Source organism: Rhizobium leguminosarum, assembly GCF_001679785.1.
Lineage (GTDB): Bacteria > Pseudomonadota > Alphaproteobacteria > Rhizobiales > Rhizobiaceae > Rhizobium > Rhizobium leguminosarum_R.
In genome coordinates this window covers 161301-187784 of record NZ_CP016288.1, presented here as the reverse complement: position 1 = coordinate 187784, position 26484 = coordinate 161301, and the positions used below count along the sequence as shown (strand labels likewise).

Genomic DNA, 26484 nt, shown 5'->3' with positions numbered 1-26484 from the left:
GCTAACTCCCCGCGCGTGTCACTTTCGCGATCGAAGCCATGCGGCGACCATTTCGATCTCGTTGGTAAGAATGCCACCGCTGTAGTTCTCTGGCAGGCGAGAGAGTTTTTCAACACTGTCCATCCCGGTCGAGAAATCGCCGCCATGATAGGGGCCGACAACGAACGCGGTGCTTCCAACTGAATCCATCCGATTTAGAAAACGATCAGGCCAGCCCCAAAGCCACGGGGCCACGTTGATCGGGACGAGCACCACCGTTGAACGGCATTCGTCTGGCATCGCGGCCGTCCATCCATAAGCGATGTAGCGCAGCAGGCATCCCTTTAGGGAAGCACGCGACATCGTTTTCAAGCCGGGCACTGCGGTGCGCAAGGCTGCGATCGGCCGATCCCCGCCATAAGCCATGACGGCCGCTCGCCGCTCCGGCGAAAGGGCGTTCAAGAACGTTGCCAGTTTCGATCCTTCATCCGGATCGTTGCTCTTCACGTTGATCAGGAAGAGCCGGTCAGGAAAAGCCTCAAGCACTTCGGCAAGAGTCGGCATCATGCCGACACCGCTGCCTCGGAACGGATATGTCCTGCCGCCATCGGCAGTGTAGCCGTAGCCTATGTCAAGTTTCTTGAGGCCGAGCGATGTTGGGTTCGCGCTCCCGGCTGGTGCCTTGCCTATGCTTAGGTAATGAGACGGCGTCATACCGTCGCGGAAATCCTGGCTTTCGAACGCTGCAAAAGTCAGGATATCATCCCGTGCAGAAATCTGGATTTTTCCGTGCAGAAATCTGGATTTTTGCGAAAGGTAGCGTTTCAACTCATGGGCAGTTTTCACGTCCTTCCAGCAGCGGCGAACGACATTCTACCGTGGCTGGCGCTTGCCAACGAGGTCGAATACCTCTTCGGACCCATGCTGGAATTCGACGCAATTCCAGCGCGGAAAGTTATGGAAAAGCGCGCATATTGTGTTAGTTCCTCCGCCAATAGGCTTGCGGGCGCAATGTTGCTCGGCGGATCGGATAGCGGATACTGGATAAGATGGTTGGCGGTAAGCTCAGCCTCTCGCGGACGCGGGATAGGCACGGCTCTGGTTACGACGGCGTTGAAAGCATTCCCGCCGCGATCCTCGGTTTATGTTGATACGTTCGTAGATGACACATTAGACGGTAGAGCCGCGCGTCGCCTCTATGAGCGTTCGGGTTTTACGCCACTTTCCGTTGTTTGTGACGGGGGCGTGCAGCGTTTGAGGTATTTTCGAGAAACCCCGTCTGATCGGAAAGAGGATTACGGTAGCGAAGCGAACTTATTGTCGCACAAATCCTAGATTTTGCGCGGGCCGCTTATCAACCCTGAAGGACCTGTGGAGATCGAGGATAGTTCGTGAAAACCGTTGTGAGCTCGCCGAAGGGAGTTAATCTCCCGCGAAAGGAGAGCAAAAATGCCAATAGAAGAACAGCAACTTCTCGGCCGTTTCCAAAGAGCACTAGGTGTTTAGTCCCGGCATTTGATGGATAGGATCGATGATGAATCGATCTGGCTCGGAAGTCCACCTTTTGCAGATGAACTCGTAGGGGGTGAGGCCCTTTAGTGTCTTGAGCCTGCGCCCAAAATTGTAGGCGTCGATGAAGTCGGCGAGATGCTTTTTCAGTTGTGCGTGATCGTCGTAGTGGAAGCGCTTGACAGTCGCTTCCTTGATCGTCCGGTTCATCCGCTCGACCTGCCCATTGGTCCATGGGTGCTTAACCTTTGTCAGGCGATGCTCGATCTCGTATTCCTCACAGACTCGGTCGAAGATGTGCTGGAAGGCATTTTGGTCACAGGCCCGGTTGGTGAACTGGATGCCATTATCGGTCAGGATAGTATGGATGGTGTAGGGCACCGCCGCGATCAGGTTGCGCAGGAACTGGGCGGCATTCATCTTGCCAGCTTTGGCATAGAGCTCAGCGAAGGCGAACTTGGACGTGCGATCAATCGCCACGAAGAGATAGAGCTTGCCCTCAGCCGTCTGCACCTCGGCAATATCGACGTGGAAGTAGCCGATCGGGTAGCTTTTGAACTTTTTCTTCGGTTCTTTGTCGCCTTTCACTTCCGGCAGGCGTGAAATGCCGTGGCGCTGCAGACACCTGTGCAGGGACGAACGTGTCAGATGCGGGATCGTCGGTTGAAGGGCATAGAGGCAGTCATCAAGAGGCAGCAATGTATGCCTGCGAAAGGCGACGATGACGGCTTCTTCTTCAAGGGAGAGGATTGTCGAATGCGGGTCCTTCGGGCCTGTCGGAAGATCGGCCAATGATGTCCGTCTCTTCCATTTGGCTATTGTCTTCTGATTGACCCCATACCGCTTTGAAAGCGCTCTCAGGCTCTCTTCACTATTTTGTATTGCTCGACGGATTGCCTCTGTCGTTGTGGCGCTCCCGTGTAGAACCTGGCCCATAGTGCCTCCCTCCATTCTAAGGAAAATAATGCACCATCAAATGCCGGGACTAAACACCTAGAGGGCATCGGGGCAGATGAGTGCTCAACGGAACGTGCGCAGAATCTCAGGAATCTAGTTGTCAGGACACTTGATAGTGGGATTCGCTTTCTCGCGAAGGAAAATCAAGTGCCAGCTGCAAATGACAGATAAGCTTTTTTTGCGAAGCGCACCGTGAAGCTAGATCGGGGTGCATCCTTGTGAAGAGGATTAGGGATGAACAAAAAACGAGACATGGACCTCATTCGGTCCATTCTGCTTGACATCGAAAATGGCAAGGACTGGTTCGAGACCACTTCCGATGACACCGCTGACGCGCTCGGCATCGATGGCACTGGCTTGAGCGAAGCCGATACCGAGCGCCTAGAATATCACCTTACCCTTTTGGAGAATGGTGGTTTTGCTGAGTTCACGAAGACCGGTGAGGGCTGGATTCCCGAACGGCTTACCTGGAAGGGACATGACTTCGCCGACAGCGTGCGCGATGAGGAAATCTGGCGTCGGACAAAAGAGGGAGCCAATGCTGCCAAGGGTTTCACCGTTGACCTCTTGGGTGCGCTTGCGAAGGGGTTTGTGAAAAAGCAAATCGAAGATCGTACCGGCATTGCACTCGATCTCTAGTCTGTTTTTCAGCGTCGGCAATTTTGTCGCAAATGTTAGCATATCCGCATCTACACCAGCCAATATCCTCATCCGCCTCTGACGCTTCTACAGAACGCGGTAAGACTGTTGCGTCATACCTTTACAAAACGCCCCACATACGGAACCTTCCCCTGCCACGAAGCCCGAGCTCCTGGACCAGCAACGCTTTCGCTGGGCATTTACTTTCTCATTTCAAATCGGAAATTGTCATACACGCGTTAGGTTTGGGCGTAAAATGGACCTCGATTTTCCGCTAACGATTTCATGAAGCACCCTTGCCAAACCGATTGCACGATCGAAGCTTGCCGACGGCGCGCCCGACTTCAGACGAGCAGTGGTCAATGGCACGTCGCGTCGCCAGCGAATTGGACAAGATCATCGATGGCGGCGGCCCAAGACAGGTTGCCCTTACACGCGCCGCGGCTGAACTGCGGCTGACCACACGGCAAATCTACAATCTCCTTAGGCGCTATCGCGCCGATCGCACGGTGACCGCCTTGCTGCCTCGCGCCGCGGCCAGTCGCCGCAAACGGCTGCCGGAACAGGTGGAGGAAATCATCGGCACGACACTCCGCGAGCGATGGCTGACGCTCGAACCGACCCCACTTGCTCCCGTGGTCGATGAGATCCGCGCGCGATGCGAGGAAGCTGGCCTTCCCGTGCCGTCTTATGTGACAGTAGCCCGGCGCATACCGGTGTTGTTTTCGCCTGAAGAGATCGCGAAGAAGCGATCAGCCAATCCAAAGCACCTGCTGCGGCTAAAACCACGACCCGGCTACATCCACGCGCCGCACCCACTCGCCGCGTGCCAAATCGACCATACGCCCACCGACATCAATTTCGTGGAGGTGGTCGACGGCGCCGGTGTGTTCGTCGGCCGCCCCTATTTGACGATTATCACCGACGTGGCGACACGATCCATTCTCGGCTTCTGCCTCACGTTGGAAAAGCCATCGGTTCTGTCCGTCGCGCTTTGTCTCGCCCACGCGATCTGCCCGAAAGATGCCTGGCTCGAAGCCCGCAATCTCAACCATGCCTGGCCGATGTTCGGTCGACCACGGCTGCTCGTCACGGACTCGGCGATGGAGTTCAAGGGATACGCCTTCCAGCGCGGCTGTGACGACTATGGGATCCGGATCCGTTATCGCGATCGCGGCCGCGTCCATCAAGGCGGGGTGGTTGAGCGGCTGCTGGGAAAGCTCAATGCGGTTCTCGCCACCTACCCCGGTTCGTCGGGACGCTCGGTCGCCCACCGCGACGAATATCCGTCCAAGCGGCGCGCCTGCCTGAACTTTGCCGATCTGGAGCGTTGTATCGCGCTCGCAGTCATCGATCACAATCTCCAGGAAAATTCCAAAACCCTGAAGGTGCCGCTGACTGAATGGCAACGGAACAGTGCCGAACTGCCGGACTTTGGCGATGATCCGCAGCGCGTGCTGCTGTCGTTTCTGCCGGGGACGGAAAGACGACTGTCGCCGCAAGGCATCAGCATGTTCGCTATACACTATTATTCGCCGTGGCTGGGCACCCTCGTTCCCGAGCGTGACCGGATCGAAAAGCTCGAGGTGCGATACGATCCCCGCGACATCAGTCATATCTACATCCGCGACCCGGAAACCCGTCGGTTTCGGCCGGTCGAACGACGCGACGGTCAGCCGATGCCGCTGACGTTATGGGAACACGCGGCAGAGCGCGCCCGTCGGCGCGCGATCAATCAACGCTCAAATGTCGAGAAGGTGGCGTTTCGCCGCGAGATCACAGCCATAGCGGATACTGCAAAGTCTTCGAAGCGCCGGCTGCGCGACACCGTGCGCAATGCCTATGCCGCTGCGGCGGAAAAGCCCTATGCGGTCATGCAGCCGCCGGCGCCTCCTCCCACATCACATCCCCCGCGCCAGAAGAACCGGATGCCGGTGGAGGATTGGTAGCCATGGCGGATCATTTGCTCGAGCATGTCCGGCCGTATCTTGACCGTGATCAAGACGAGAGAATTGCTTATATCCGGGCGCCACGGTGGATCGGGCATCATATCGCCCAGGATAGCCATCGGCGGCTGGCCGAACTCTTGGAACGACCGCCGTCTTTGCGAACCCAGGGGCTGATGTTGGTCGGTCCCTACGCCAACGGCAAGACGATGATCGCCGAGCGGTTCGCTGTTGAGCACCTGAGAACCGGACCCGAGCAAAAAGTATGGATGGTCCAGACACGCGAAGGCGCCGGCCTCGGCCATTTCTATGCCAGCATTCTGCAGGCGCTGCGCGCTCCAGGCGGAGAGATATGGGATCTTCGCCGCAAGGCAGAGCAGCTCGACCACTTGCTGTCCATCCTAAAGCCGAGGGTGCTGATTTTCGACGAGTTTCACAATGCGTTACGGGCCGGGCCTGCGACGTCGAAGCCGTCTTCGCTTTCCTGCGGCGGATTGGCCGCCAGTACGACATCTCGCCGGTGTTGATCGGAGAGGTAGCCGTCTGCGACTTCATCAACGCGACCAGCGAGATGGCGAGCCGCTTCGACCTGGTGGCAGTCCCCCGGTGGCAATATGCCGAGAGCTATCTCATGTTGCTCGACAGCCTCGAAGCCGCTTTGCCGCTCGCAAAGAGCTCAGATTTGTCGAACGAAGCATTGGCGCGGCGGATATTCGATCTCTCTGAAGGCTTGATCGGCGAAATTATCACCGTCGTCACCAAAGCTGCCATCGCCGCGGTCAGATCAGGGAGCGAGCGCATCAGCAAAGCCAGCATCAGCGAGCTGCGCTACGTGCCGATCTCGCAACGGCGCAACTCGGCCCTGCGTGAGAGCCTTCTATGAGAACGGTCGACGCGCACGCGCCGACAATCAGCATTCGCGAACGGTATCATAACGTCGTTGCTGACCGGTGGCCGGTCACGGTGATGCCGCAGCCGGAGGAATTACTGTCGAGCTGGCTGCATCGGCTTGCCTACGCCAATGGGGTCCCCCCGAAAGCCTTCGTTCGTGTGCTCGGGCTTAATCCAGGAATGTGGTCGGCAGCCCTCGATCTAAAGCTCCCGGCCGACATCGCAAACCTGCTGTACACCAAAACAGGTGTCGCCCCCGATCAGCTCGCCGTAATGACGTTGTCGCGAGATCTGCCGGGGCAACTTCTGTTGCCGCTGCGCTGCAACGGGCATCGCGATGGTTCTGCTTGGCTGCAGTTCTGCAGCCGCTGTTTGGCTGAGGATGCGCAACCATATTTTCGGCGTCGATGGCGACTGGCCACACGGGTTTCATGCACACAGCATGGCTGTAGGTTGCGCGACCGATGTCCGTCCTGCAATGGCCGCATTACGGTTTTTGACCAGGCCGGACTCGTGCCGCAACACTATTGCGTCGCCTGCGGCTACGACTTGCGCCGCGCACCGGTTCCGTACATCAGCCCAGCGACGAGGGCGCTGGATCGATGCATCGACAACATCTGCAGTCTGGAAGCAATTGGCCGTTCTCCATTGGGCGCTGCGCTCATTCGTCGCCTGCTGAACATGCCCAGTGCTGCTGGCGGCTACTACAAAACGATGATGCTCTCCAGTCTGTCGACAGCGGCGCGGACATACTGCGCCGAACGTCTCACCAGCCCAAGTGAATGGCCGGTGGATTATGCGACGGATGATGAAAAGGACCGCAAGGAACACCGTTTGCGGCGTTTGATTCCACCGACGAATGATCATTCTGCCTGGACCGAGCTGCTTGCGAATGCGCTCGGTCGAAGAAGAGGACGGCCGATGGTATCAGAGCGCAATGAATCGGGAATAGAGCTTCTGGACTTGCTCGGCGCCTATGCCAGAACGAGCCCAGGTCCCGGCCGTCGCCTGGTGCAGGAACTGATTGGAACGTAACGAAGCTTGCAGAGCATCTTCACTCCTCCAGAGCATCACTCTCGGGCGTACCGGTGGCGGTCTCCTCAAGCGCCTGCCGGCTGAGCAGACCGGCATCCTCCAATCGCTCCAGGTCAGGCAGATCGCGCAGCGTCTCCATGCCAAAAGCGGAGAGGAAATGCTTCGTGGTCACATAGGTGTACGGCGCACCGGGCGTCGGACTGCGGGGGCCAGATGCGATAAAACCCGCCCCTCGCAAGGCTCCTATCGTGTCGCGTGATACTTCCTTGCCGAAGATCTTCGACAGTTCTGCCCGCGTGACTGGCTGAAAGTATCCCACCGCCATCAGCACCATCGCCTCGAATTCCGACAGTGGCGCCGCGCCTCCCCGCGTTGGCGCCGACGAGGCGCGGATCGTCTCTGAAAACCGCACCCGGGTCCGATGCTGCCAGCCGTCGGCGACCGACACCAGTTCATACGGCCGGGAACTGAGTTCCTCGCGCAGATCATCAATGAGCAGATCGATGCTGCAATCTTTACCGACCACTCGCGCCAATGTCTCGCGGGTCACCGGCTCGGCGGAGGCAAAGACCACTGCCTCGACCCGCAGCATCCATTCGCGCCAGCGCAATTCCGCCGGAAGATCCTCCAGCTCGCGGTCGAACAGCAGCTCGTGTTGTGGATCCTTGTCCCGCCGGCGCCTGGTTTTTGCTGCGCTCTGTCCCGCCATGCTCACAACCCGTAAATCCGGAAGGACGAACGGCCGGACAATTCGCGCACCGCCCCAAAACCTTCGAGCCGCTCGAACAATCGCGTGCTGGCCCAGCGGGAGAGACCAGCGCTCGGTGAGGATGCCGGCATGGCATCCTCACCGAGCAGCTTGCGGATGACGGCCTCGGCGCCCTTGGTGCGCAGCTTCGGCGCGACTGCAAGAAGCTGGTCGGCCCGGCGGGCGATTTCCGACGCGGAGCGTAGCGCTGTGCTGGCACTGTCGACCAGGGCAAGGCAGACGGCCCGCGGGAAGGCCTGATCGCCGGGCCGCACCCGTCCCCTCCCTCCGATCGTCCGGAACGCCGGTCCATAACGTTCGGTCATCAGCAGAGGCAGGGGAAAGGGCCATTTCAGCATCGCGGCGATCAGCACGTCGGCCAGCGCCCAGGCGAGCACTTCAGCATCCGGTCGCTCGGCATAAATCTTCGTCATCAGCTCCGCTGCGGCGAAGGGCGCCGGGCGGCCGGACTGCAGCGCGGCGCCGGCATGCTCGACCGCGGCGGCGAGGTGATCGTCCCAGCCGAATTCCATAAAATCGGCCAATTCGGCAACGAGCTTCGACGAAAATCCGGGTTTTCGCGCGGATAGCCTTTTGTAGGCCGAAAACACCTTGCCGGCAGGGCCGGGATCGTCGCCCGCCGCGATGAGGAGCACAGCGTCACGGAGCGCCGTCTCGTCCTCGATACGACCCATCAGGCGCACTGCGGCCACAGCGCATTTCAGGGCTTGGCGGGACCGCCAGCAGCCGGCCCAGGCCGGCTCGGAGCGCACGAGATCGTCAAGTGATTTCAATGCGATGCCAGAGGCGAAAGCGGCGCCCGCTTCCGTCATCTCTCGCCCGCCCGCCACTGCCCATTCGGGGAGGCGCGGCGGCCAGGTCGGGATTATCGGTGACGGCGTGACGAGCGAATCCATGCGGCAGAGTGTACATCAGGTGTGCGGTTTAAGCGAGTATATGTTCTCATAACTGCACGCTATGTCGATACATAAAAACGAACGATAAACTTCCATTATCGTTCATTTCTGTCATTATAGAAGAATGACGCAAATCATCGAGCAAAACAGCGAAATTCACGCCGAGGCGAGCTCTGCTCCGTCTCTCAGCACGGCCGCCGACGGTGACATTTCCGCGCCGCAGGCGTCGGCCGGTCTCCCCTCCCCTCTTCCGGATGCCGACGCAGGCATGCCGGCCCATCTGCAGGATCTCACCGACCGTGCCCGCGGCTATGTCGAGGCGGCCAGCTCCGCCAACACCCGCAAGGCCTATGCCTCCGATTGGAAGCATTTTTCCGGATGGTGCCGCCGCCAAGGGCTGGAGATCCTGCCGCCCAACCCGCAAACCGTCGGTCTCTACATCACCGCCTGTGCCGGTGGCAGTGACGCAGTCACCGCCTCGGGTGCGGCAATCGCCGGCCGCAAGCCGAATTCGGTGACGACGATCGAGAGGCGGCTGTCTGCGATCACCTGGAACTATGCCCAGCGTGGCACGCCGCTGGACCGCAAGGATCGCCATATCGCCACAGTGCTTGCCGGCATCCGCAACACCCATGCCGCTCCTCCCCGGCAGAAGGAAGCCGTGCTGCCCGAACACCTGATCGCCATGCTGGAAACGCTCCCCCGCGGCACCTTGCGGGGCCTGCGCGATCGGGCGATGCTGCTGATCGGCTTTGCCGGCGGGCTGCGGCGCTCCGAGATCGTCGGGCTCGATGTCGGCCGCGACCAGACGGAGGACAGCCGTGGCTGGATCGAGATCCTCGACAAGGGCATGGTCGTCACGGTCCGGGGAAAACGCGGTTGGCGCGAAGTGGAAATCGGTCGCGGCTCCTCGGACGCCACCTGCCCCGTCGTCGCGCTGCAGACGTGGCTCAACCTTGCAAGGATTGCGCACGGCCCCCTCTTTCGGCGGGTCACCGGTCAAGGCAAGGATGTCGGCCCCGACCGGCTGCTCGATCAGGAAGTGGCGCGCCTGGTCAAGAAGGCGGCCCTGGCTGCCGGCGTGCGCCCCGACCTTACCGAGACCGAGCGTGCGGAAAAGTTCTCAGGCCACTCGCTGCGGGCCGGGCTTGCCTCCTCCGCTGAAGTCGACGAACGCTACGTGCAGAAGCAGCTGGGCCACGCGTCTGCCGAGATGACCCGAAAATATCAGCGGCGGCGGGACCGGTTCCGGGTGAATCTGACCAAGGCATCCGGACTTTGACGGGCCCCTCCCCTGCCCGGCGTGAAGCCGTTAGGTCAAAAATTGGGTGCCAAGTTTTAGGCTTAGCGCTTCAATTGAAATCGGGAAGTAAAAGCCACATTGGTGCTCTAACCATCGATAACAAACGTTTATCGATGGTTGTTGATCTGGAGCCGCAAATCAGCAATGTCCGTCGTCCTGGACGACGGGAAACGCTTGGTTTTCCGGCCTTTTTCGTAAATTTCGGCGAGGTTCGGCGGAACAGTCTTCGCTCTTGAGGCCGTTTAGAGCAGCCCTCCCCTGCCGATGAGCGTAGAATTCTCCGTGGTCCTCTCGCTCTAACGGGCTTTCATGGCCCTCCCCTCCTCCGATCTCCTTATTTTCTGGCATTTTCGCCGCAGAGCGCCGCCTGCGCACGTTTTGCAGCTCCCGGAGACCCACGCTCATTCTGCACTGCGTATTGAGTCTGGTGGGGCTCCATTTATCCTCTAAAACACGCTTGCATCTGGTCGTTTTCTCACGCATCCATTATCTGTACAAAGCACCACAAAAAGCCCGAAAAAACATATGGCAAAACGACAAGCCGCCAATCCATCGCCAGCTCTGAAGCGCCTTATCGGCTACGCACGCGTCTCGACCGAAGATCAGGTTCATGACGCTCAGATGGACGAGCTGCGCGCCGTCGGCTGCGAACGAATTTTTCAGGAGCACGGCTCCGGCGCATCACGAGCGCGGCCGGTTCTGACGAGACTGCTCGGAGAGCTCACTGCTGGCGACATCCTCGTCGTAGTCCGCCTTGATCGGCTGGCCCGGTCGGTCAGCCACCTCCTGCAGGTGATCGAGGATCTCGAAGACCGCGGCGTTCATTTCAGGTCGATCCGCGATCCGATCGATACGTCCACGCCCCAGGGGATGTTTTCTCTCCAGGTCCTTGGTGCCGTCGCGCAGCTCGAGCGAGCGTTGATCGCTGAGCGAACCAGGGCCGGCATCAAGGCAGCAAAGGCCCGCGGCAAGCTGCCAGGCAATCCAGGCCTTCGGGAGCGGCGACCGGAAGCGATCAAGGCGGTGTCGAAGGCCCGGGAAAAACTCTATCTCGATGAACTGATTTCCTCTGCCCAAACCTGGCTCCCCACCGTTCGGCAACTTCGCCCAAAGCATAGCTGGGACAATGTCGTGCGGGTTCTCAACCGTCGAGGCCATGACTGGACGGTGGAAAGGCTACGTCGCGCCGTGCATCGCATGGTGCGGGAGAAGTTGGCCGAGCCCGAGTTACTGGTGCGCTCGCCGCGCCGCGCGCCAGAAGATCATCTGATGAAGCTCGTTGCAGCGATTGCCATTGCCGATCCCGGCCTGTCGCTGCGCGACATTGCCAGCCAACTGGATCAGATGGGAGAGCGCCCGGCGCGCGGCGGACGCAAATGGCAGCCATCATCTGTCCGTGACCTGCTGGATGAGGCGCATCGGTTCGGTCTCATCCGTCGTTGAGAGCACGGAGCATCAACCTACCGATTGCGCGGCTTCTTGCCCTGCCTGATTTCGGCGGCAGAGATTTCCAGTCTTGGCTCTGGATAATGTCGCGGGCGAGCTGCCGGTATTCGATTCCGGGCGGAGTTTCAGGACTGATGTCAGCTGAGTCGATAAAGGGGCCCGGGAATCTGGGACGGTGGACCTAAGCTCGAATTCCCTAAAGGCTTTGCGAACGTGGGAAGGAAGCCGCGGATTGGTCTTAGGCAACGCAGAACGCTGACTCTGATCGCGCTGGCGTTGCGGTTGGCCACCTTTGACGATCAGAGAGGACGCATGCCCACTTGCGCAAACGCCTCACACGGCAAGGTCAAGATAGCCTCGCCCCGAATCATCCCGATCAACCTGCACTACGGCAATGGTTCTGCCGGCGTCCAGTGCCACCCAGCAGCAGGCAGCCGCCCCAGCCGTCACATAGGCAAACCATTCATCGGTCGGGAATGACAGCCGGCGCGATAGCTCCGCATCCTCAAACCATGTGCGCAGGTCACGGAGATCATCGCGGGCAAGAGGGCGAAAAATGATCTACATCTGTATTCGCAAAACTCCCGATTAAAACGATACTTGTTTCCCGACTTTTGCAACGTCGCAGAATACTGGCCTGCTGCCGGTTTCATGGACACGAGGTTAAGGTGTTCCTCCTGAAACCGGAGAGCATGAATGCAAAGACGAATATTCAGCCGCGAGTACAAGCTTGAGGCGGTGAAGCTGGTCAGGGAGCGTGGGGTTGCCGTTGCGCAGGCTGCCCGTGATCTTGATGTCCACGAGAATGTGTTGCGCAAATGGGTTCGGGAATACGGCGACGATCCCAGCCAATCCTTTCCTGGAAAAGGGCAAATGAAGCCGGAGCAGCTTGAGATCGAGCGGCTCCGTCGTGAAGTCGCAAAGCTGAAGGCAGAGCGCGATATCCTAAAAAAGGCCGCAGCCTACTTTGCCAGGGACGCGATATGAAGTTCGCGTTCGTTGCAAAGCACCGCTCGATCTGGCCGGTGGCATGGCTCTGTGAAGCGCTGGGAGTTTCTCGTTCAGGTTTCCACGCCTGGTTCAATCGTTCTCCGAGCGAACATGCACGCCATGACGAGGTCCTGCTGGAAAGGATCAAGCAGAGTTTCCAGTCCAGCGACCGCACCTATGGTGCCCGACGGGTCTGGCACGATGTGCTGGAGGAAGGGTTATCCTGTGGCCTCCATCGTATTGAGCGGCTGATGCGCTTGAATGCGCTCAGGGCAAGACCGAGGCGGCGTGGCTTGCCAAAGGATGCCGGTGACCGTGCCGTCATCATGCCTAACGTGCTGGACCGCCAGTTCGTGGCAGACCGTCCGAACCAGAAATGGGTGGCTGACTTCACCTATATCTGGACCGCGGAAGGCTGGCTGTATGTCGCAGCCGTCATCGACCTGTTCTCACGCCGTGTCGTCGGCTGGTCGATGAATGCCAACATGACAGCCCAACTCGTCACAGATGCGCTGATCATGGCGATATGGCGTCGAGGAAAACCAGATGCTCTGCTGCATCACTCCGACCAGGGCAGCCAATATACCAGCGAGCAGTTCCAGCGCCTCATGGGAGATCACGGCATCACCTGCTCGATGAGCCGCTCTGGAAATGTCTGGGACAACGCTGCAATGGAGAGCTTCTTCTCCTCACTGAAAACGGAGAGAACGGCACGGAAGGTTTATCGCACGAGGAATGACGCCAGAGCCGATGTGTTCGATTACATCGAGCGCTTCTACAACCCGAAGCGTCGCCACTCGACACTGGGCTATCTCAGCCCCAATGACTTTGAAACAAAGGTGGGATTAGCTTAACCTCGTGTCCGATAAACCGGCAGCAGGCCATACGGAGTTCTGCGATAGCCGCAATGACGCTTTTGAGTGAGAGCTCCCCTCGCTGCTCTGCTCCGCAGGGGATAGAGTTCGTTGGCAACACAGGTCGATTCGGCGGAGGTCCCCAACGCGTTCCGCGGCAAGAGTTACGACGGCTGGATAAAGCGAGCACTTTGGCTTGCGCTTTTCCAACGCCGGCGAGGAACCGCAGTTTCTCTCGCGAAGCTAGATATCTCTTTGTTTTCCCTGGATGCGAGGCTCGAAATCATCGATTTCGCAGGAAGAACACCGTCAGTGTATTAACTGCTTGTTAACCAAAAAACTCTTGCCCGGCTGACAGAATCGGGGCCTATTGCCATCGGCGGAAATCTTTCGAGTTTTCGCTTCGAACCGCCACTGGCAGGAAACGGGTTATGAGATGGCGAAAAACGCCGCAAAGACAGCGCCGGAAATCGAAGGATTGACCGCTTTGATGGAGCGGCATGCTGAGGCCCTGTCGGGACAATTGCAAGCGCATCATGTCAAGGTCTTTCCGCCGTCTGCAGAGAAAGGGATCCGAGGGTTTGGACCGTCGGAGGCCGCCAAGCTTCTCGGCGTCAAAGAATCCTATCTTCGCCAAATCGCGTCAGACATGCCGGAACTGAACGTCAGTACGGGTGCGGGCGGCCGTCGTATATTTTCGATCGAGGATATCCATCAGATTCGGAAGCATATGGATCAGGTGGGCCGCGGCAATCGGCGCTACCTGCCCCACCGGCGCGATGGCGAGCAGTTGCAAGTTATCTCCGTGATGAATTTCAAGGGTGGATCGGGCAAGACCACGACGTCGGCACATCTGGCCCAATATCTTGCCATGCGGGGATATCGCGTGCTCGCGATCGATCTCGACCCCCAGGCAAGCCTGTCCGCCTTGTTCGGCAACCAGCCGGAAATTCATGTTGGTCCGAACGAAACGCTCTACGGCGCCATTCGCTACGATGAAGAGCAGCGCCCGATCGAAGAGGTGGTCCGGGGAACGTACATACCCGATCTCCATCTCATTCCCGGCAATCTTGAGCTTATGGAGTTCGAGCACGACACACCGCGCGCCCTAATGAGCCGCAAGGAAGGCGATACGCTTTTCTACGGGCGTATCAGCCAGGTCATCGAGGACATCGCGGACAATTACGACGTCGTCGTCATCGACTGCCCTCCCCAACTCGGCTATCTCACGCTTTCGGCGCTGACCGCCGCAACGTCGATCCTGGTGACTGTGCATCCGCAGATGCTCGATGTCATGTCGATGAACCAGTTTCTGGCAATGACGTCAAACCTGCTGCGGGAAATCGAAAATGCCGGCGCCAGGTTCAACTTCAACTGGATGCGGTATCTTATCACCCGCTTCGAGCCGAGCGACGGCCCACAAAACCAGATGGTCGGTTACCTCCGATCGATCTTCGGCGAGAACGTGCTCAATTTTCCGATGTTGAAGACGACTGCTGTCTCCGATGCCGGGCTCACAAACCAGACACTCTTCGAAGTCGAGCGTGGCCAATTCACGCGTTCGACATACGATCGCGCCTTGGAGGCGATGAATGCCGTCAATGACGAGATCGAATCTTTGATCAAAAAAGCGTGGGGTAGATCCACATGAGCCGAAAGGACATTTTGGGCGTTTCCGCAACCGTACCTGCCGCGCCCTCGCCGCACGACCCGCAATTGGCAAAGAGCCGAACCATGCCGCTTCTCGGCGTTGCTCGCAAGGACCGAGACCCGGCGACAAAGCTGACCGCCAATATCGGCAATGCTTTGCGCGAGCAGAACGATCGCGTGGAACGAGCCGAAGAAATCGAACGGCGTCTTGCAGAGGGCCAGGCGGTGATCGATCTCGATACGAACGTCATCGATCCCTCGTTCATGCAGGACCGGATGCCGGGCGACATTGATGGGCTGCTTGCGTCTATCAAGGAACAGGGCCAACAGGTGCCGATCCTCGTGCGCCCTCACCCGCAACAGTCCGGCCGCTATGAGGTTGCCTTCGGTCATCGCCGCTTACGCGCGGTGACCGAACTCGGCCTGGCGGTTAAGGCGGTTGTTCGCGACCTGACGGACGAGCAACTGGTCGTTGCCCAAGGCCAGGAAAATAACGAGCGCCAGGATCTTTCCTTTATTGAGAAAGCGCGATTTGCCGCCCGTCTGAAGGAACGGTTCCCTCGAGACGTGATCATCTCATCGATGTCCGTCGACAAGGGCGATCTCTCCAAGATGCTCTCCATCATCGAAGCTCTTCCCGCGGACCTGATCGATGCCATCGGCCCTGCCCCCGGCATCGGCCTTAGAAGCTGGCAGGAACTGGCCGATCTGATCGAAAAGGCTTCCTCGGCCGACAACGTCCTCGAACGTGTGCTTTCCAGCGAATTTCAGGCGCTTCAATCCGCCGACCGGTTCAAGGCGCTGATTGCGCATCTGAAGCCGCGCCGGTTGGAACGCGGTCTCCCTGAGGTCATGGCGAGCCCTGCTGGCGAGCGCCTGGCGCAGGTGAAGCAGAGCAAGGCGAAGGTGGAAATCATGATCGATCGGAAGGCGACGCCGGACTTTGCGGCCTTCGTGCTCGAGCAATTGCCGACGCTTTATGAAGCGCACCGTGCGAAACAGAAACAGAAGAAGGAAGCGTAACGCGCAAAAGAAAAGAGCCCCCTCAACGTTGCCGTCGCGGAAGCCCTTCTGTCTCTTTAGCACGAACAGAATCGCATTTCCTCGAATCCTCGTCAAGAGTCTTTGGCACCGATTTGGTGAGCAAATTTCTATTGCCTGCTGAAAGGTAAGAGACGATGCAAACGGGAAGTGTGACGACGCCCTTTGGGCGGCGGCCGGTTTCACTTGCCTTGGTTAGACGGCAGCAAGCTGTTGCCGAGATCAAGGCGGGGAAGTCGGCAGAGAAGTGGAAAGTCTTTCGCGACGTTTCTGCGGCAATGACGCTGCTGGGAATTCAGTCGAACAGCCTGGCGGTGCTTGACGCCTTGCTGAGCTTCTATCCGGAAAATGACTTGCGTCAGGACGCGCCGCTCATCGTTTTTCCGTCGAACGCTCAGCTGTCATTGCGTGCCCATGGCATGGCGGGTTCCACCCTCCGACGGCATCTTGCGGCGCTTGTTGAGGCCGGCCTGATCGTTCGAAAAGATAGCGCCAACGGTAAGCGCTACGTACGCAGAGACCACACGGGTGACATCGAGAGCGCCTTCGGTTTCGATCTTTCGCCATTGCTGTATCGCGCGGAAGAGCTCGCCATGTTGGCGCAGCAGATCGTGGCGGAGCGCGCCGCCTTCAAAAGGATGAAGGAGAATCTGACGATCTGCCGGCGCGACGTGCGCAAGCTGATTTCGGCTGCCATGGAAGAAGGAGCGGCAGGCGATTGGCAGGCGATCGAAGGCATTTATGTAGGGCTGATTGCGCGACTGCCACGCACGCCAACGCCTGCTGACGTAAGCGCAATCCTCGAAGAAATGCAGATGCTGAAAGAGGAAGTGCTCAACCGGCTGGAAAATCAGGAGAAAGCAGAAAATCCCAGCGGCAATGCTGCCCATATTGAGCGTCACATACAGAATTCAAATCCCGAATCCTTTAATGACTTTGAACCTAGCTCTAGAAAGGAGCAGGGGGCAAAGTCGAGCGGGGCGGATGGAATCCAGCGAGAACCGTTGAAGGCATTCCCTCTCGGCCTGGTGTTGAAGGCCTGCCCGCAGGTTATCGATTATGGGGCCGGCGGCGCGATCGGGACCTGGCGCGAGTTGATGTCCGCAGCCATCGTCGCCCGGTCGATGCTGGGGATCAGCCCGTCGGCGTATCAGGAGGCGTGTGAGATCATGGGGCCGGAAAATGCGGCGGTCGCGGTTGCCGGCATCCTGGAGCGAGCAAACATGATCAATTCTCCGGGCGGATACTTGCGGGATCTCACGCGGCGGTCTGAGCGAGGCGAATTTTCACTGGGACCCATGATCATGGCCTTGTTGAAGGCGAATGGTCTGGCGCAAACGAGAGCGGGGTAGGGGCGGCCGGGCCATTTCGAAGAGAACCGCGGTGACGTTTGCCCTCCCAAAGGCTCCGTAGAAAAGTTGGTCGCGACCAACGCTCCTAAACCCTTGTAGTCGTTTGATTTTTGAATTTCGATATTTTGCAGCGAAATCACCAGCTGGGAGTACGGCCTTCGAGGAAGACCGAGGGGTGATCTCCGATAGGCGCGGCGCCTGGCGGTAGGAGAAGCGAGCCAGTCTCGGATCATCGATCCTACAGATCGGCTAAAGGCCCATCATCGTGTGAAGAGGCGCTCGATCTCCCCGCGCTGTTCGGCGTGTTTCGGCGGATTGTCGTTCTTTAGTCTTTGCAGGTTGAGGATCTTCCAGCGGACGGCCGGCAAGGCGAGGGCGTGCGGCAAGCCGATAACCTCGAAGTCGGGGTCACCATCGTGAAGGGACAGCAGAAACGTGCGGGCCTTGTCATCAAGGCGCGCCTGGATGTCCTTCAGGAGCCGCTCCCGGACGTCCAGCAATTCGTCCAGCGAGACCTTCTCGATTGTCATCCCATCGAATTCTTGATTGAAGACATGCGCGACGTCGGCCCTATTGGGCTGCAGCAATTCGTGGGGCGGGCGTCCGGAACTCGCCACGTAGACGAGGAAGGTGCGAAACAGCGGGTCGGTCAGTCCCTCGTTTTCATAAAGCAACTTGATATCGAAGAGATCGCGCGGATGCTGGCGATCGACCGCTGCATGCATCTTGCCGCCGAAGAGGTCTTCGAAGGCGACAACCTGCATTTCTGCAAAACCAAATTGATCTTCGACTCGCTCGCTGACTCTGCGTCGTTCGACGGGGTGCACCGTGCCGCGGGCGACCGGAGAGGTTTCGATCTTGATTGCGGTCTGGCCCCGCCTCACCTCGACGCGCGTATCGCCGCCGCCACCGCCCGCTATTCGCGTAGCCCGGACACCCTTGATCCTTTCGACCTCCCCAGCGATCCGGTCGAGGGCCGCGTCGATTTCGGCCAAACTCTCGTCCCTTGGTTTGAGCGGAAGGTAGGTCAGGTCGATATCGACCGAGAGACGCGGGAGATCTCTGTAGAAGAGATTGATGGCGGTTCCGCCCTTCAAGGCGAAAACTGGTTCGTCGGCAATCATCGGCAAAGCCTGGACGAGGAGCTCGAGCTGGGAAATATACTGGTCACGGGCCATCGTTGCCCTCCGGCTTCCCAGGAAGATACTCTTCCGGAACGGTGATACGGTATGTGGGATGCAGTTTCCCGCCCTTGATGAATGATCGGTCGCCGCTTCCAAGATCGATGATCGATCGGTCGACATGCTTGAGCCAAGCATGCTCGTGGCGGTCGGCAAAGACGAAAAAAAGCCTTTTCACCTGGACCTTGGTGCAGTCGGCCAGAAGCTCGGTGATACGGCGCGGGCGCAGGTTGGTCAGACCCTCGAAGATCGTATCGAGGTTATGAAAGCCTTCGTTGTCCGGCAGTTCGTCCAGCGCTTCGAGGATGGCCCGCTCCGGCGTTGAAGCGCGTATCGTCCAGTTCTGTAGAAACAGGATGGCGTTGCCGTCCGGTTCAGCCGCCAGTGGTTCGATCCCAAGATTTGCCGTCTTGAAGAGTCGCGTGCTGCGCAGGACGGGGAGGCCATTGGTGGGGAGGTTCGCGAGCCATCGGGGAGCATCGCCATAGATGAAGATTTTTTCGGCGGCCCCTAGCGCCAGGTAATGCACATGCCCGCGAAGTCCGAGCGCCGTGCGGCCGCCGATATGGAACGGGTAATTCATGATCGTCTGTGCAGACATGACCGCAATGCGCCAGTCGATGCGTTCTTCTGCCGAACCATCCCGCCCCGAGGGACGCCGATAAACGCCATGCATGACGGGCTCGAGCCAGCCTCGGCGGAGATAGTCATGTGTCGAACTCCGGCGGATTTCCATTTTCCGCATCCATGCAGAATCCACGATGAAGCCTGCCGGGACCTCATCCAGCATCGACTTTAACTTATCGCGCTTTTGTTCGCTCATGACGGACAAAAATGGCACCTTTAAAAGTGGTGCGCAAGGAGACTTTATAAAAGAGGAAAAGTGTCCGTTCCAAACGGACTTTCAAAGCCGATCTGGCGACGGTGAAGCCCGCCCGTCATCGTTCGTTTTGAAGCCATTTTGCCCAAGGCTGTAGGAAGGCGCGACAGTTCTTCATGGCCACGCGCAGAAAATGCAGGCTTCGATCTTGCGATCCTTCCCTTTCGTACTCACGAAGCAGAACGCCCGGACCGGGACGCCAGATGTGCTTCGACCATGTTCGTCAAGATAAAGCACGCCGAACCTGATTGGATAAGTCGCCAGTCTCTAGCAACCAAGATGTAACGGTCATTGTTCGCCGATCAGAAAGCGGTTGACGAGGAGCGCTGCGACTTGCCTCTGCCAAGAAGGGCCGCGCGTATCTGCTCGCTTTTCGTCATCGCCGACGCAGCGGGGGGAGGGGAGGAAGAAGACGAATCGGACCTGCCATCGGCGTCGGCGGCCGTCTTTTGCTTCAGCGCCAGAAAGCGGTTCTGTGCTGTCATACGGTCGTCGTCGCTCATTGGCTCTAACTGTCTGCCATCAATGTCGTGGCGGAAGGAGTCCGGCTGGGCGCTCGCAAAGTAGTAACGCTTTGAATGCACGAAGGCGGCTACAGCACGCCGCAGCGTCGTCACACCAACACCCGGCTTCAGGAGCGCGCGTATTTCCTCAAAAAGGCCAATTGCGAAAGGTCGGATATGATCGCCAAGTTTGCTAGGGAGGATACCGATCGGACGGACAAGCAGGGCATTAATCGCCTCAGCTTTCCGGATATCGATATCTGCTGCCACGATTGGGCCACGGCTGACCATCCAAGGTTTCGTCATATCGTCTCAGCCCCTCTATCGTTTCCTGCGTGGTGGTTCTGCGATAGTCTGGATCCTTGATCGCTGCGCACATCCTGCTGCAGAAATGTGTATTGGAACAATCGATCTCAAGGAATGGATTGCGCTTCATTTCCATTTACCTTCTGTAACGGGCGTGCGGCGCTTTATGCAGAGGCTTCGCCAGCACAGGAGTGGCATCTTGGACAGAATCCACTATATTGCTGGCATGAGCGACGAACAGACCATATCGAACACGACCAAAAGTGCCGTCGAAAAGGTGCTTCGCGACCGTCTTGGTCCGGCAGGCTTTTCGGGAGCTGACATCCGCGCGGAACATGATAGCGATGGCGACCCGATTCTGCTCGTCGATGTGAAGTATGTCTACTCGGACAAGCCGATTAGTTCGAAGCTCACCTACGGGCTCTCGACCGAGGTCCGCAAAGCATTGAGCGCGCTTGGCGAGACGCGGTTCCCGCATATCCGACACCATTTCGACGAGCAGCAGAAGATCGCAAGTTAAGCCGTGTCGCACGATCTGATCGCTACAGCACGGCGGCTCGCAAAAGCAAGCCCACAGCGTCCGCGCCAATCTGACCTGAAGCGCGGTGTGAGCACGGCTTACTATGCCCTGTTCCACGCCCTCGCGCGTGACTGTGCCGACCTGCTCGTGGGAACTGGCGATACACGGAGCGAGCCGGCCTGGGCGCAGGTCTATCGGACTCTCGAACATGGGGTCGCGAAGAATTCCTGCAAGGCTGCAGCGGGCCGGGGATTTCCCGGTAATATAGTCTCGTTTGCAGACACGTTCGTGATCCTGCAGGAAGAGCGCCACCGCGCCGACTATGACCCGCTCGCGCGTTATGTCCGCGCCGAAGTCCTCGTACTAATCGACAACTGCGAGCAGGCCATCAAGGACCTTGCCTCCGCGCCACGATCGGACCGGAAGGCATTTGCGGTCTGGGTGCTTTTCCAAAAAAAGCGATAGCCCATACTTCGTTTTTGACCCGGCCCCCAAGGGCTTGCCGGCTCAGCCCTTCGAAAGTTTCGCGATCGTCGCGGCTGCGTCTTCGTACCTTGGACAAAAGGGGAAAAAGCGCGCATCTGCTACCGAAGCGACCAGGGGGCGCCCGTCCGTGGTGCTGCCGTGCAAATCCAATCGTGGTGGCCTTTGAGACCAATCGAGTGCCTGTCGCTTCGACCCAACACAGATATTGCTGTCAATCGCGAGATATCTTTAATGACGGAACAAACCAAGAACATAGCTTCCGGACATGACTTCTTCATCCGAAGCGTGCAGAAGATAGGACCATCCCGCAAGGTGGGCGTTTCCGCCCGATGCCCCTTTAGAGTCGATTCAAATGTTGCTGCATTTCGTTGCCCCTACGGAAGAATGTCGCCCATTTCTCCTCGATAAAGACCAACGTCCCGTTTTTCAGATTGCGTCCGGACCGTGAGCGTCGGTTGCGCATGGAAAATCGCCCCAAGCGCCGACTTCGACGCGCCCGTTTGCTCCCAAGATTTCCGCTAGCTCATCAAGAATTGTGTCGACGATCCGCCCGGCATCGCTGTGACAATGGCCTGGTTCTTATCACTGGTCCCTCATCGGAGCTACAAGTGGGTTTGTTGCGGGTATCGGAATAGGGGGAGCCAGAAGTCGATCAACGGGGGAGGGAGGTTGTACCGCAAGGCAAGGCGTAGGCAGGAGGCGGCGCAGAGGGAGAGGAGGGACGGGAAAGCTGTGACGGATTGAGAGGGTTGGAGAGAGGCTCCGCCCGGTCCGTCATGGAGAAACCGACATGGCCCAGGCCATTCAGAAAATCACCCTCAGTGCAGCCCGCGACATCCCCTTCAACGAGCTGGTGCTGAGCCAAGAGAACGTCCGCAAAATTAAGGCGGGCGTGTCGATCGAGGATCTCGCCGAAGACATCGCCCACCGTGGTCTGTTGACCAGCCTCAATGTCCGCCCCGAACTCGACGCTGACGGCAACGAGACCGGCATCTACCGCATCCCGGCCGGCGGCCGTCGCTATCGTGCCCTCCAGCGGCTTGTTTCGCAGAAACGGCTTTCCAAGACCGCGGGCGTTCCCTGCATCGTCAGCCGCGGTGAGACGCCGGAAGTCGAGGATTCGCTTGCCGAAAACGTCCAGCGCGTCAGTCTGCACCCGCTCGATCAGTTCCGTGCTTTCCAGACCTTGCGGGAGCAGGGGCTTGGCGAGGAGGAGATCGCCGCGCGCTTCTTCGTTTCGGTCGCGACCGTCAGGCAGCGGCTTCGTCTGGCGTCCGTCTCGCCGCGGATTCTCGACCTCTATGTCGAGGACGAGATGACGTTGGAGCAGATCATCGCCTTCTCGATCACCAACGACCACGTTCGCCAGGAGCAGGTCTGGGACACGATCTCGCGTTCGCATAGCCGCGAGCCTTATTACATCCGCCGGCTGCTGACCGAAACCGCAATCCGTGCCAGCGACCGCCGCGCCGTTTATGTCGGTATCGAAGCCTACGAGGCCGCCGGCGGCATCACCATGCGGGATCTGTTTGATCAGGATCAGGGCGGATGGCTGCAGGATCCGGCGCTGCTTGAGCAGCTTGTGATGGAAAAGCTCACGTCCGACGCCGAGGCGATCCAGGTGAGCGAAGGCTGGAAATGGGTCGAAGCGGCCTTCGATTTTCCGTACGGCCACACGTCCGGCCTGCGCCGCTTCTACGGCGAGCAGGCCGAAATGACTGAAGATGAACTGGCACGCTATGACGCCACCCGCGCCGAATACGACAAGCTCGACGCAGAATATGCGGAGGCAAACGAGTACTCGGAAGCGACCGAACAAAAGCTGGAGGAACTCGGCAGCGAGCTCGACCGGCTCAACGACCGACCGTACGTGTTCGATCCGCGGGAGGTCCCCCGCGGCGGTGTCTTCGTGTCGCTCGGCGCCGGTGGCGAGCTCAAGATCGAGCGAGGTTTCGTGCGACCCGAGGATGAACCGAAGGCTGAGACCGATCCCTCGCCTGATGTCGGTGACGATGGTGCCGATCATGGCAGTGATCTGCGGGTAACCGGGGCCGCCGGCGGCGAGGGCACCCAACCGGACGACGAGGACGAAACGATCAAGCCGCTTCCCGACCGTCTGGTTCTCGATCTGACGGCGGCGCGCACGGTTGCTTTGCGCAATGCGCTGGCGAACGACCCGGTCATCGCCTTCATCGCGGTCCTGCATGCCTTCGTGCTGAAGACCTTTTACGTTTACGGTTCGGATTCATGCCTGGAGGTGACGCTGCAAAGCGCCCGCTTCAGCCAGACGCCCGGGCTCGGCGATACGGTTTGGGCGAAGGAGATCGATCAGCGACATGAGGCCTGGGGCCAGGATCTTCCCAAGGATCCGAACGATCTCTGGGATTTCCTGATCAAGCTCGACGAGGTCAGCCGGCAGGCCCTGTTTGCGCATTGCGCCTCGCTGTCGGTCAACGCGGTGATCGAACCCTGGAACAAGCGGATCCGGGCGACCGCTCATGCCGAGCAGCTGGCCCGCTCGATCGGTTTCGACATGGTGGAAGCGGGTTGGACGCCAACCGCCGACAACTATCTCGGCCGCGTCACCAAGGCGCACATCCTCCAGGCGGTTCGTCAGGCAAAGGGGGACCAGGCAGCGGAGCTGATCGGCCATCTCAAGAAAACCGACATGGCCCGCGAGGCCGAGCGGCTGATCACAGGCTGCGGCTGGCTGCCGGAACCGCTTCGCATGACGAACGGCGAAGGCAACATCGATAGCGACGCTGTCGGAGATGACGCCGTCGAGCCCGATCTGGCTGAGACTACGGAAACTCAGGACCTGCCGGCCTTCCTGGTCGACGCGCCGGAAACGTCGGACGATGACACCGGAGATACGGAAAGGGGAATCGACGGCGAGCATCTCGCCGCCGCGGAATAGGTTCACGAGCGTCACATCAGCTGACCCGGTCGCCGTTGCGGTCGGGTCTTCTTTCCCAATAGCCCGGCCGCCGTGCCGGGTTTCCGTTTCAGGAGGCACCTATGCCTGATTTTACCATCGAGACCACCTATCACTTGCCGGTCTTCCGGCATCGCACCTATGAAGCTGACACGCTGGACGAGGCGTGCCGTGCTGCCATCGGGGATGACAGTTGGGATATCGCCGAGAAGGACTTCGATTCCTCGGGCGCAATTCATATCACCGGCATCTGGGACGGCGCACATGCGGCCTATGCAGGTCCGCCGATCCAGATCCCCCAGCAATTCGATGAACCTGTCCAACGCCGGGCGCGTCATTTCGAGATCCTGCTCGGTCTGTTGAAGATCCTGTTCGATGACGTCCGTGCTGCCCGGCCACCGTCGCTCGATTGGCTCGACCGATCTGCCTGGGCGATTGCCCGAGGAGAAGCCATTCTCGCCGGAGACCCGGATCCTGAAGAGCCGGTCGACCCACCCAGGACCGGTCATGTGCTCGCCCGGCTGCAGGAGGATCAGGTCCGCCATGCGGTCGCCGCCGTGCTGGCGGTCGACCGAAGTTTCGACCCTCTCTCCCCGGAGTCGGTCACTGATGACGACATCCACGCGGCGTGCATCACCGCAGTTACGACATTCGACGTCTCGGATGTCGTTGGCAGCGCCGAATTCCAGGCGGCGCTCTTGGCAATCCGGTCGGCACGCCGCCGACTGGCTTCCGATTGATCCTTCTTCTTCCTCAAACATCCTCAACCTCGCCCGGCCGCCGTGCCGGGTTTCCGCTTTTAAGGAAACAACTTATGACCACTCTCACCTCCAACAACCCGTCCGCCCGTTCCACCTTCAAGGTCGATATCTCCCGCGGCGAGCGGATCGGCCGCGTTTCGTCGGAATGGTTTTCCCGTCCTGACGATGAACGCTTCCTGTCGCTGAGCGATCTCTACGACACCGTCCGGTCTCGCGCCGAGCGGGCCCATGCCCGAACGATCGAAAGCGCTGCGATCCGCGTCGAGGCAACGCGCGACAATGCGGAGCGGCTTGAGCTTGTTGTCCCAGGTCAGCGCCAAGCGATCGCACCGACCCACTGGAGCTACGGGCAGCTTTGCAGCCTGGTTGGCGCTCCCGCCACCTATATGCGGCAACTGCCCGCGCCGCTTGCTGCCATCAACCTACAGCATGGCCTGCTCAACCATCGTGCAGAGCTCGTCAAGACGCTTGAGATGGATGACGGCCGGCTGGAACTGCGCGCAGTGACCGGACCGGAATACGGTCGGATCTGGGATCATGAACTGGTCTCGTCGGTTATGAAGATCGCCGGCAACGGGACCGGTGACACGATGTGGAAAGTACCAGGTGTTCTCGACTGGGCGACGATGACCCACAATCCCTTCGTCGACATCACCAAGGACACGACCACCCTTTATGCCAGTGATCGAGATGTTTTCCTGTTCCTGGTCGACGACACCCATCCGATCGAAGCCGGACGGCTGGCGAACGGTGAGCCCGACCTCTATTTCCGCGGCTTCTATGCCTGGAATTCGGAGGTTGGATCGAAGACGCTCGGTATCGCCTCCTTCTATCTGCGGGCGGTTTGCGCAAACAGGAATCTCTGGGGCACCGAGAATTTCGAGGAGATCACCATCCGCCATTCGAAGTTCGCCGCGCAGCGCTTCGCGCACGAGGCAGCGCCTGCGTTGACGAGCTTCGCCAATTCCTCACCGGCACCATTCATCGCCGGCATCAAGGCGGCGCGTGAGCAGATCGTCGCGCGCAAGGACGACGACCGCGAGACCTTCTTGCGCCGGCGAGGCTTCTCAAAGGGCGAGACCGGCAAGGTGATCGAGATGGTCCTGTCGGAGGAGGGGCGGCCGCCGGAGTCGGTCTTCGACTTCGTGCAGGGCATCACCGCGCTGGCGCGCACCAAGACCAATCAGGACACGCGTCTCGAACTCGAAGGCAAAGCGAAAAAGCTGCTGGAGAGTGCTGCCTGACCATTTTCAGGTGCGGTCGGGCTCAGACTCTACCCGCGTCTTCAAAACTCCATCGTCCTCATCCCAGAGCCCGGTCAAGCGCCGGGCCTCATTTTGTCTGGAGCACCCAATGGCTATCCCCGATCATGCCCGCACAAACTTCGACACGCTGCTGCGCGCCGCGTCCGATGGCAATCTTGCTCTCATGGAATGCCTTGATGCCGCTACATGCGAGCCGCGTTACGTGCTCTGCGCCGTCGGCCGCAGTGACGGCGAATACGTCTTCACGCCGTTTGGCCATCTTGCCGAAGGCAACCCCTACGACGCCTATCTGCCGCCAGACCCAAAGGATCCCGCTGGCTTCATCGTAGATCCGACGACCCAGACGCTGACGATCGCCGACAGACTTCAATCTGCGATCACTTCCAACTC

At 59.3% G+C, this 26484-nt stretch carries 23 protein-coding genes and 2 pseudogenes; 17 read left to right on the top strand and 8 right to left on the bottom strand.

Annotated features, from left to right (window positions below):
• Positions 1-18: 18 nt before the first annotated feature.
• Positions 19-825, bottom strand: coding sequence for a hypothetical protein (locus tag BA011_RS31265; RefSeq protein ID WP_186806606.1), 807 nt, complete (start codon positions 823-825; stop codon positions 19-21).
• Here BA011_RS31265 and BA011_RS46655 point away from each other — a divergent pair.
• Positions 811-1314, top strand: a complete 504-nt coding sequence (locus tag BA011_RS46655; RefSeq protein ID WP_186806602.1) for a GNAT family N-acetyltransferase — start codon at positions 811-813, stop codon at positions 1312-1314. The genes BA011_RS31265 and BA011_RS46655 overlap by 15 nt on opposite strands.
• 159 nt (positions 1315-1473) lie before the next feature.
• Here the strand turns inward: BA011_RS46655 and BA011_RS31260 are convergent, their stop codons facing one another.
• A complete protein-coding gene (locus BA011_RS31260; RefSeq protein WP_072638367.1) occupies positions 1474-2424 on the bottom strand; it encodes an IS481 family transposase in 951 nt (316 codons plus the stop codon).
• 255 nt (positions 2425-2679) lie between these two features.
• On the opposite strand from BA011_RS31260, the gene BA011_RS31255 reads away from it, so the two are divergent.
• The 4 genes and pseudogenes from BA011_RS31255 (at position 2680) to BA011_RS31240 (ending at position 6956) form a co-directional block, all read left to right on the top strand.
• The gene (locus BA011_RS31255) at positions 2680-3084 is read left to right on the top strand and encodes a DUF2513 domain-containing protein (protein WP_065283705.1); all 405 of its coding nucleotides are present in this window, start codon (positions 2680-2682) and stop codon (positions 3082-3084) included.
• Between the two features lie 362 nt (positions 3085-3446).
• Positions 3447-5033: a Mu transposase C-terminal domain-containing protein gene (locus BA011_RS31250; protein ID WP_237352764.1), complete on the top strand. Its 1587-nt coding sequence runs from the start codon at positions 3447-3449 to the stop codon at positions 5031-5033.
• Between the two features lie 2 nt (positions 5034-5035).
• Positions 5036-5913: pseudogene (locus tag BA011_RS31245) on the top strand (TniB family NTP-binding protein).
• A complete protein-coding gene (locus BA011_RS31240; protein WP_065283703.1) occupies positions 5910-6956 on the top strand; it encodes a TniQ family protein in 1047 nt (348 codons plus the stop codon). The pseudogene BA011_RS31245 and the gene BA011_RS31240 overlap by 4 nt, the downstream one beginning before the upstream one ends.
• A 19-nt stretch (positions 6957-6975) precedes the next feature.
• Here BA011_RS31240 and scpB read toward each other — a convergent pair whose 3' ends face one another.
• Entirely contained in the window at positions 6976-7665 is a 690-nt protein-coding gene (scpB, locus tag BA011_RS31235; RefSeq protein WP_065283702.1) for an SMC-Scp complex subunit ScpB, read from the bottom strand.
• Between the two features lie 2 nt (positions 7666-7667).
• Positions 7668-8621 carry a DUF1403 family protein gene (locus BA011_RS31230; protein WP_065283701.1) on the bottom strand — a complete coding sequence of 318 codons (954 nt, stop codon included), beginning with the start codon at positions 8619-8621 and terminating at the stop codon, positions 7668-7670.
• 124 nt (positions 8622-8745) lie between these two features.
• On the opposite strand from BA011_RS31230, the gene BA011_RS31225 reads away from it, so the two are divergent.
• The 6 genes from BA011_RS31225 (at position 8746) to repC (ending at position 17257) form a co-directional block, all read left to right on the top strand.
• Positions 8746-9903: a site-specific integrase gene (locus tag BA011_RS31225; protein WP_065283700.1), complete on the top strand. Its 1158-nt coding sequence runs from the start codon at positions 8746-8748 to the stop codon at positions 9901-9903.
• Between the two features lie 546 nt (positions 9904-10449).
• Complete coding sequence (locus BA011_RS31220; protein ID WP_065283699.1) at positions 10450-11367, top strand: recombinase family protein; 918 nt, start codon at positions 10450-10452, stop codon at positions 11365-11367.
• A 699-nt stretch (positions 11368-12066) separates the two neighbouring features.
• Positions 12067-13214, top strand: a protein-coding gene (locus BA011_RS31210) for an IS3 family transposase (protein WP_130718853.1) whose coding sequence is annotated in 2 segments (ribosomal slippage) — positions 12067-12316 and positions 12316-13214 — 1149 coding nt in all. Because the reading frame shifts where the segments join, the coding sequence is not laid out codon by codon here.
• Between the two features lie 436 nt (positions 13215-13650).
• The gene (repA, locus tag BA011_RS31205) at positions 13651-14865 is read left to right on the top strand and encodes a plasmid partitioning protein RepA (RefSeq protein ID WP_065283698.1); all 1215 of its coding nucleotides are present in this window, start codon (positions 13651-13653) and stop codon (positions 14863-14865) included.
• A complete protein-coding gene (repB, locus tag BA011_RS31200; RefSeq protein ID WP_065283697.1) occupies positions 14862-15887 on the top strand; it encodes a plasmid partitioning protein RepB in 1026 nt (341 codons plus the stop codon). The genes repA and repB overlap by 4 nt, the downstream gene beginning before the upstream one ends.
• 155 nt (positions 15888-16042) lie before the next feature.
• The gene (gene repC / locus BA011_RS31195; RefSeq protein ID WP_065283696.1) at positions 16043-17257 is read left to right on the top strand and encodes a plasmid replication protein RepC; all 1215 of its coding nucleotides are present in this window, start codon (positions 16043-16045) and stop codon (positions 17255-17257) included.
• Between the two features lie 260 nt (positions 17258-17517).
• Here repC and BA011_RS31190 read toward each other — a convergent pair whose 3' ends face one another.
• From BA011_RS31190 to BA011_RS31180, 3 genes are all read right to left on the bottom strand, one after another.
• On the bottom strand, positions 17518-18435 hold the full coding sequence (locus BA011_RS31190; RefSeq protein ID WP_065283695.1) for a nucleotidyl transferase AbiEii/AbiGii toxin family protein: 918 nt from the start codon (positions 18433-18435) through the stop codon (positions 17518-17520).
• Positions 18425-19261 (bottom strand): type IV toxin-antitoxin system AbiEi family antitoxin, encoded by an 837-nt coding sequence (locus BA011_RS31185; protein ID WP_064251027.1) that lies wholly within the window; start codon positions 19259-19261, stop codon positions 18425-18427. The genes BA011_RS31190 and BA011_RS31185 overlap by 11 nt, the downstream gene beginning before the upstream one ends.
• Positions 19262-19620: 359 nt before the next feature.
• Entirely contained in the window at positions 19621-20127 is a 507-nt protein-coding gene (locus tag BA011_RS31180; RefSeq protein ID WP_065283694.1) for a ProQ/FINO family protein, read from the bottom strand.
• Positions 20128-20326: 199 nt separating this feature from the next.
• On the opposite strand from BA011_RS31180, the gene BA011_RS31175 reads away from it, so the two are divergent.
• Positions 20327-20647 carry a hypothetical protein gene (locus BA011_RS31175; protein WP_237352762.1) on the top strand — a complete coding sequence of 107 codons (321 nt, stop codon included), beginning with the start codon at positions 20327-20329 and terminating at the stop codon, positions 20645-20647.
• Between the two features lie 3 nt (positions 20648-20650).
• Positions 20651-21112, top strand: coding sequence for a hypothetical protein (locus BA011_RS31170; protein WP_065283692.1), 462 nt, complete (start codon positions 20651-20653; stop codon positions 21110-21112).
• A gap of 358 nt (positions 21113-21470) precedes the next feature.
• Here BA011_RS31170 and BA011_RS46650 read toward each other — a convergent pair whose 3' ends face one another.
• Entirely contained in the window at positions 21471-21596 is a 126-nt protein-coding gene (locus BA011_RS46650; RefSeq protein WP_151343675.1) for a hypothetical protein, read from the bottom strand.
• A 327-nt stretch (positions 21597-21923) separates the two neighbouring features.
• Here BA011_RS46650 and BA011_RS31165 point away from each other — a divergent pair, with 327 nt between their 5' ends.
• The 4 genes and pseudogenes from BA011_RS31165 to BA011_RS31150 all read left to right on the top strand — a co-directional run.
• Entirely contained in the window at positions 21924-24050 is a 2127-nt protein-coding gene (locus BA011_RS31165) for a ParB/RepB/Spo0J family partition protein (protein ID WP_065283691.1), read from the top strand.
• A 101-nt stretch (positions 24051-24151) separates the two neighbouring features.
• Positions 24152-24808: a hypothetical protein gene (locus tag BA011_RS31160; RefSeq protein WP_065283690.1), complete on the top strand. Its 657-nt coding sequence runs from the start codon at positions 24152-24154 to the stop codon at positions 24806-24808.
• Between the two features lie 74 nt (positions 24809-24882).
• Positions 24883-26073, top strand: coding sequence for a DUF932 domain-containing protein (locus BA011_RS31155; protein ID WP_065283689.1), 1191 nt, complete (start codon positions 24883-24885; stop codon positions 26071-26073).
• 109 nt (positions 26074-26182) lie between these two features.
• Positions 26183-26428: pseudogene (locus BA011_RS31150) on the top strand (DUF6117 family protein); the annotation flags it as partial.
• Positions 26429-26484: the final 56 nt, after the last annotated feature.

Excerpts from the sequence above, each read along its gene's own strand:
- BA011_RS46655 (WP_186806602.1), top strand. The coding sequence starts at position 811 with ATGGGCAGTTTTCACGTCCTTCCAGCAGCGGCGAACGACATTCTACCG.
- BA011_RS31260 (WP_072638367.1), bottom strand. The coding sequence starts at position 2,424 with ATGGGCCAGGTTCTACACGGGAGCGCCACAACGACAGAGGCAATCCGT.
- BA011_RS31255 (WP_065283705.1), top strand. The coding sequence starts at position 2,680 with ATGAACAAAAAACGAGACATGGACCTCATTCGGTCCATTCTGCTTGAC.
- BA011_RS31250 (WP_237352764.1), top strand. The coding sequence starts at position 3,447 with ATGGCACGTCGCGTCGCCAGCGAATTGGACAAGATCATCGATGGCGGC.
- BA011_RS31240 (WP_065283703.1), top strand. The coding sequence starts at position 5,910 with ATGAGAACGGTCGACGCGCACGCGCCGACAATCAGCATTCGCGAACGG.
- scpB (WP_065283702.1), bottom strand. The coding sequence starts at position 7,665 with ATGGCGGGACAGAGCGCAGCAAAAACCAGGCGCCGGCGGGACAAGGAT.
- BA011_RS31230 (WP_065283701.1), bottom strand. The coding sequence starts at position 8,621 with ATGGATTCGCTCGTCACGCCGTCACCGATAATCCCGACCTGGCCGCCG.
- BA011_RS31225 (WP_065283700.1), top strand. The coding sequence starts at position 8,746 with ATGACGCAAATCATCGAGCAAAACAGCGAAATTCACGCCGAGGCGAGC.
- BA011_RS31220 (WP_065283699.1), top strand. The coding sequence starts at position 10,450 with ATGGCAAAACGACAAGCCGCCAATCCATCGCCAGCTCTGAAGCGCCTT.
- repA (WP_065283698.1), top strand. The coding sequence starts at position 13,651 with ATGGCGAAAAACGCCGCAAAGACAGCGCCGGAAATCGAAGGATTGACC.
- repB (WP_065283697.1), top strand. The coding sequence starts at position 14,862 with ATGAGCCGAAAGGACATTTTGGGCGTTTCCGCAACCGTACCTGCCGCG.
- repC (WP_065283696.1), top strand. The coding sequence starts at position 16,043 with ATGCAAACGGGAAGTGTGACGACGCCCTTTGGGCGGCGGCCGGTTTCA.
- BA011_RS31190 (WP_065283695.1), bottom strand. The coding sequence starts at position 18,435 with ATGGCCCGTGACCAGTATATTTCCCAGCTCGAGCTCCTCGTCCAGGCT.
- BA011_RS31185 (WP_064251027.1), bottom strand. The coding sequence starts at position 19,261 with ATGAGCGAACAAAAGCGCGATAAGTTAAAGTCGATGCTGGATGAGGTC.
- BA011_RS31180 (WP_065283694.1), bottom strand. The coding sequence starts at position 20,127 with ATGACGAAACCTTGGATGGTCAGCCGTGGCCCAATCGTGGCAGCAGAT.
- BA011_RS46650 (WP_151343675.1), bottom strand. The coding sequence starts at position 21,596 with ATGCGCAACCGACGCTCACGGTCCGGACGCAATCTGAAAAACGGGACG.
- BA011_RS31165 (WP_065283691.1), top strand. The coding sequence starts at position 21,924 with ATGGCCCAGGCCATTCAGAAAATCACCCTCAGTGCAGCCCGCGACATC.
- BA011_RS31160 (WP_065283690.1), top strand. The coding sequence starts at position 24,152 with ATGCCTGATTTTACCATCGAGACCACCTATCACTTGCCGGTCTTCCGG.
- BA011_RS31155 (WP_065283689.1), top strand. The coding sequence starts at position 24,883 with ATGACCACTCTCACCTCCAACAACCCGTCCGCCCGTTCCACCTTCAAG.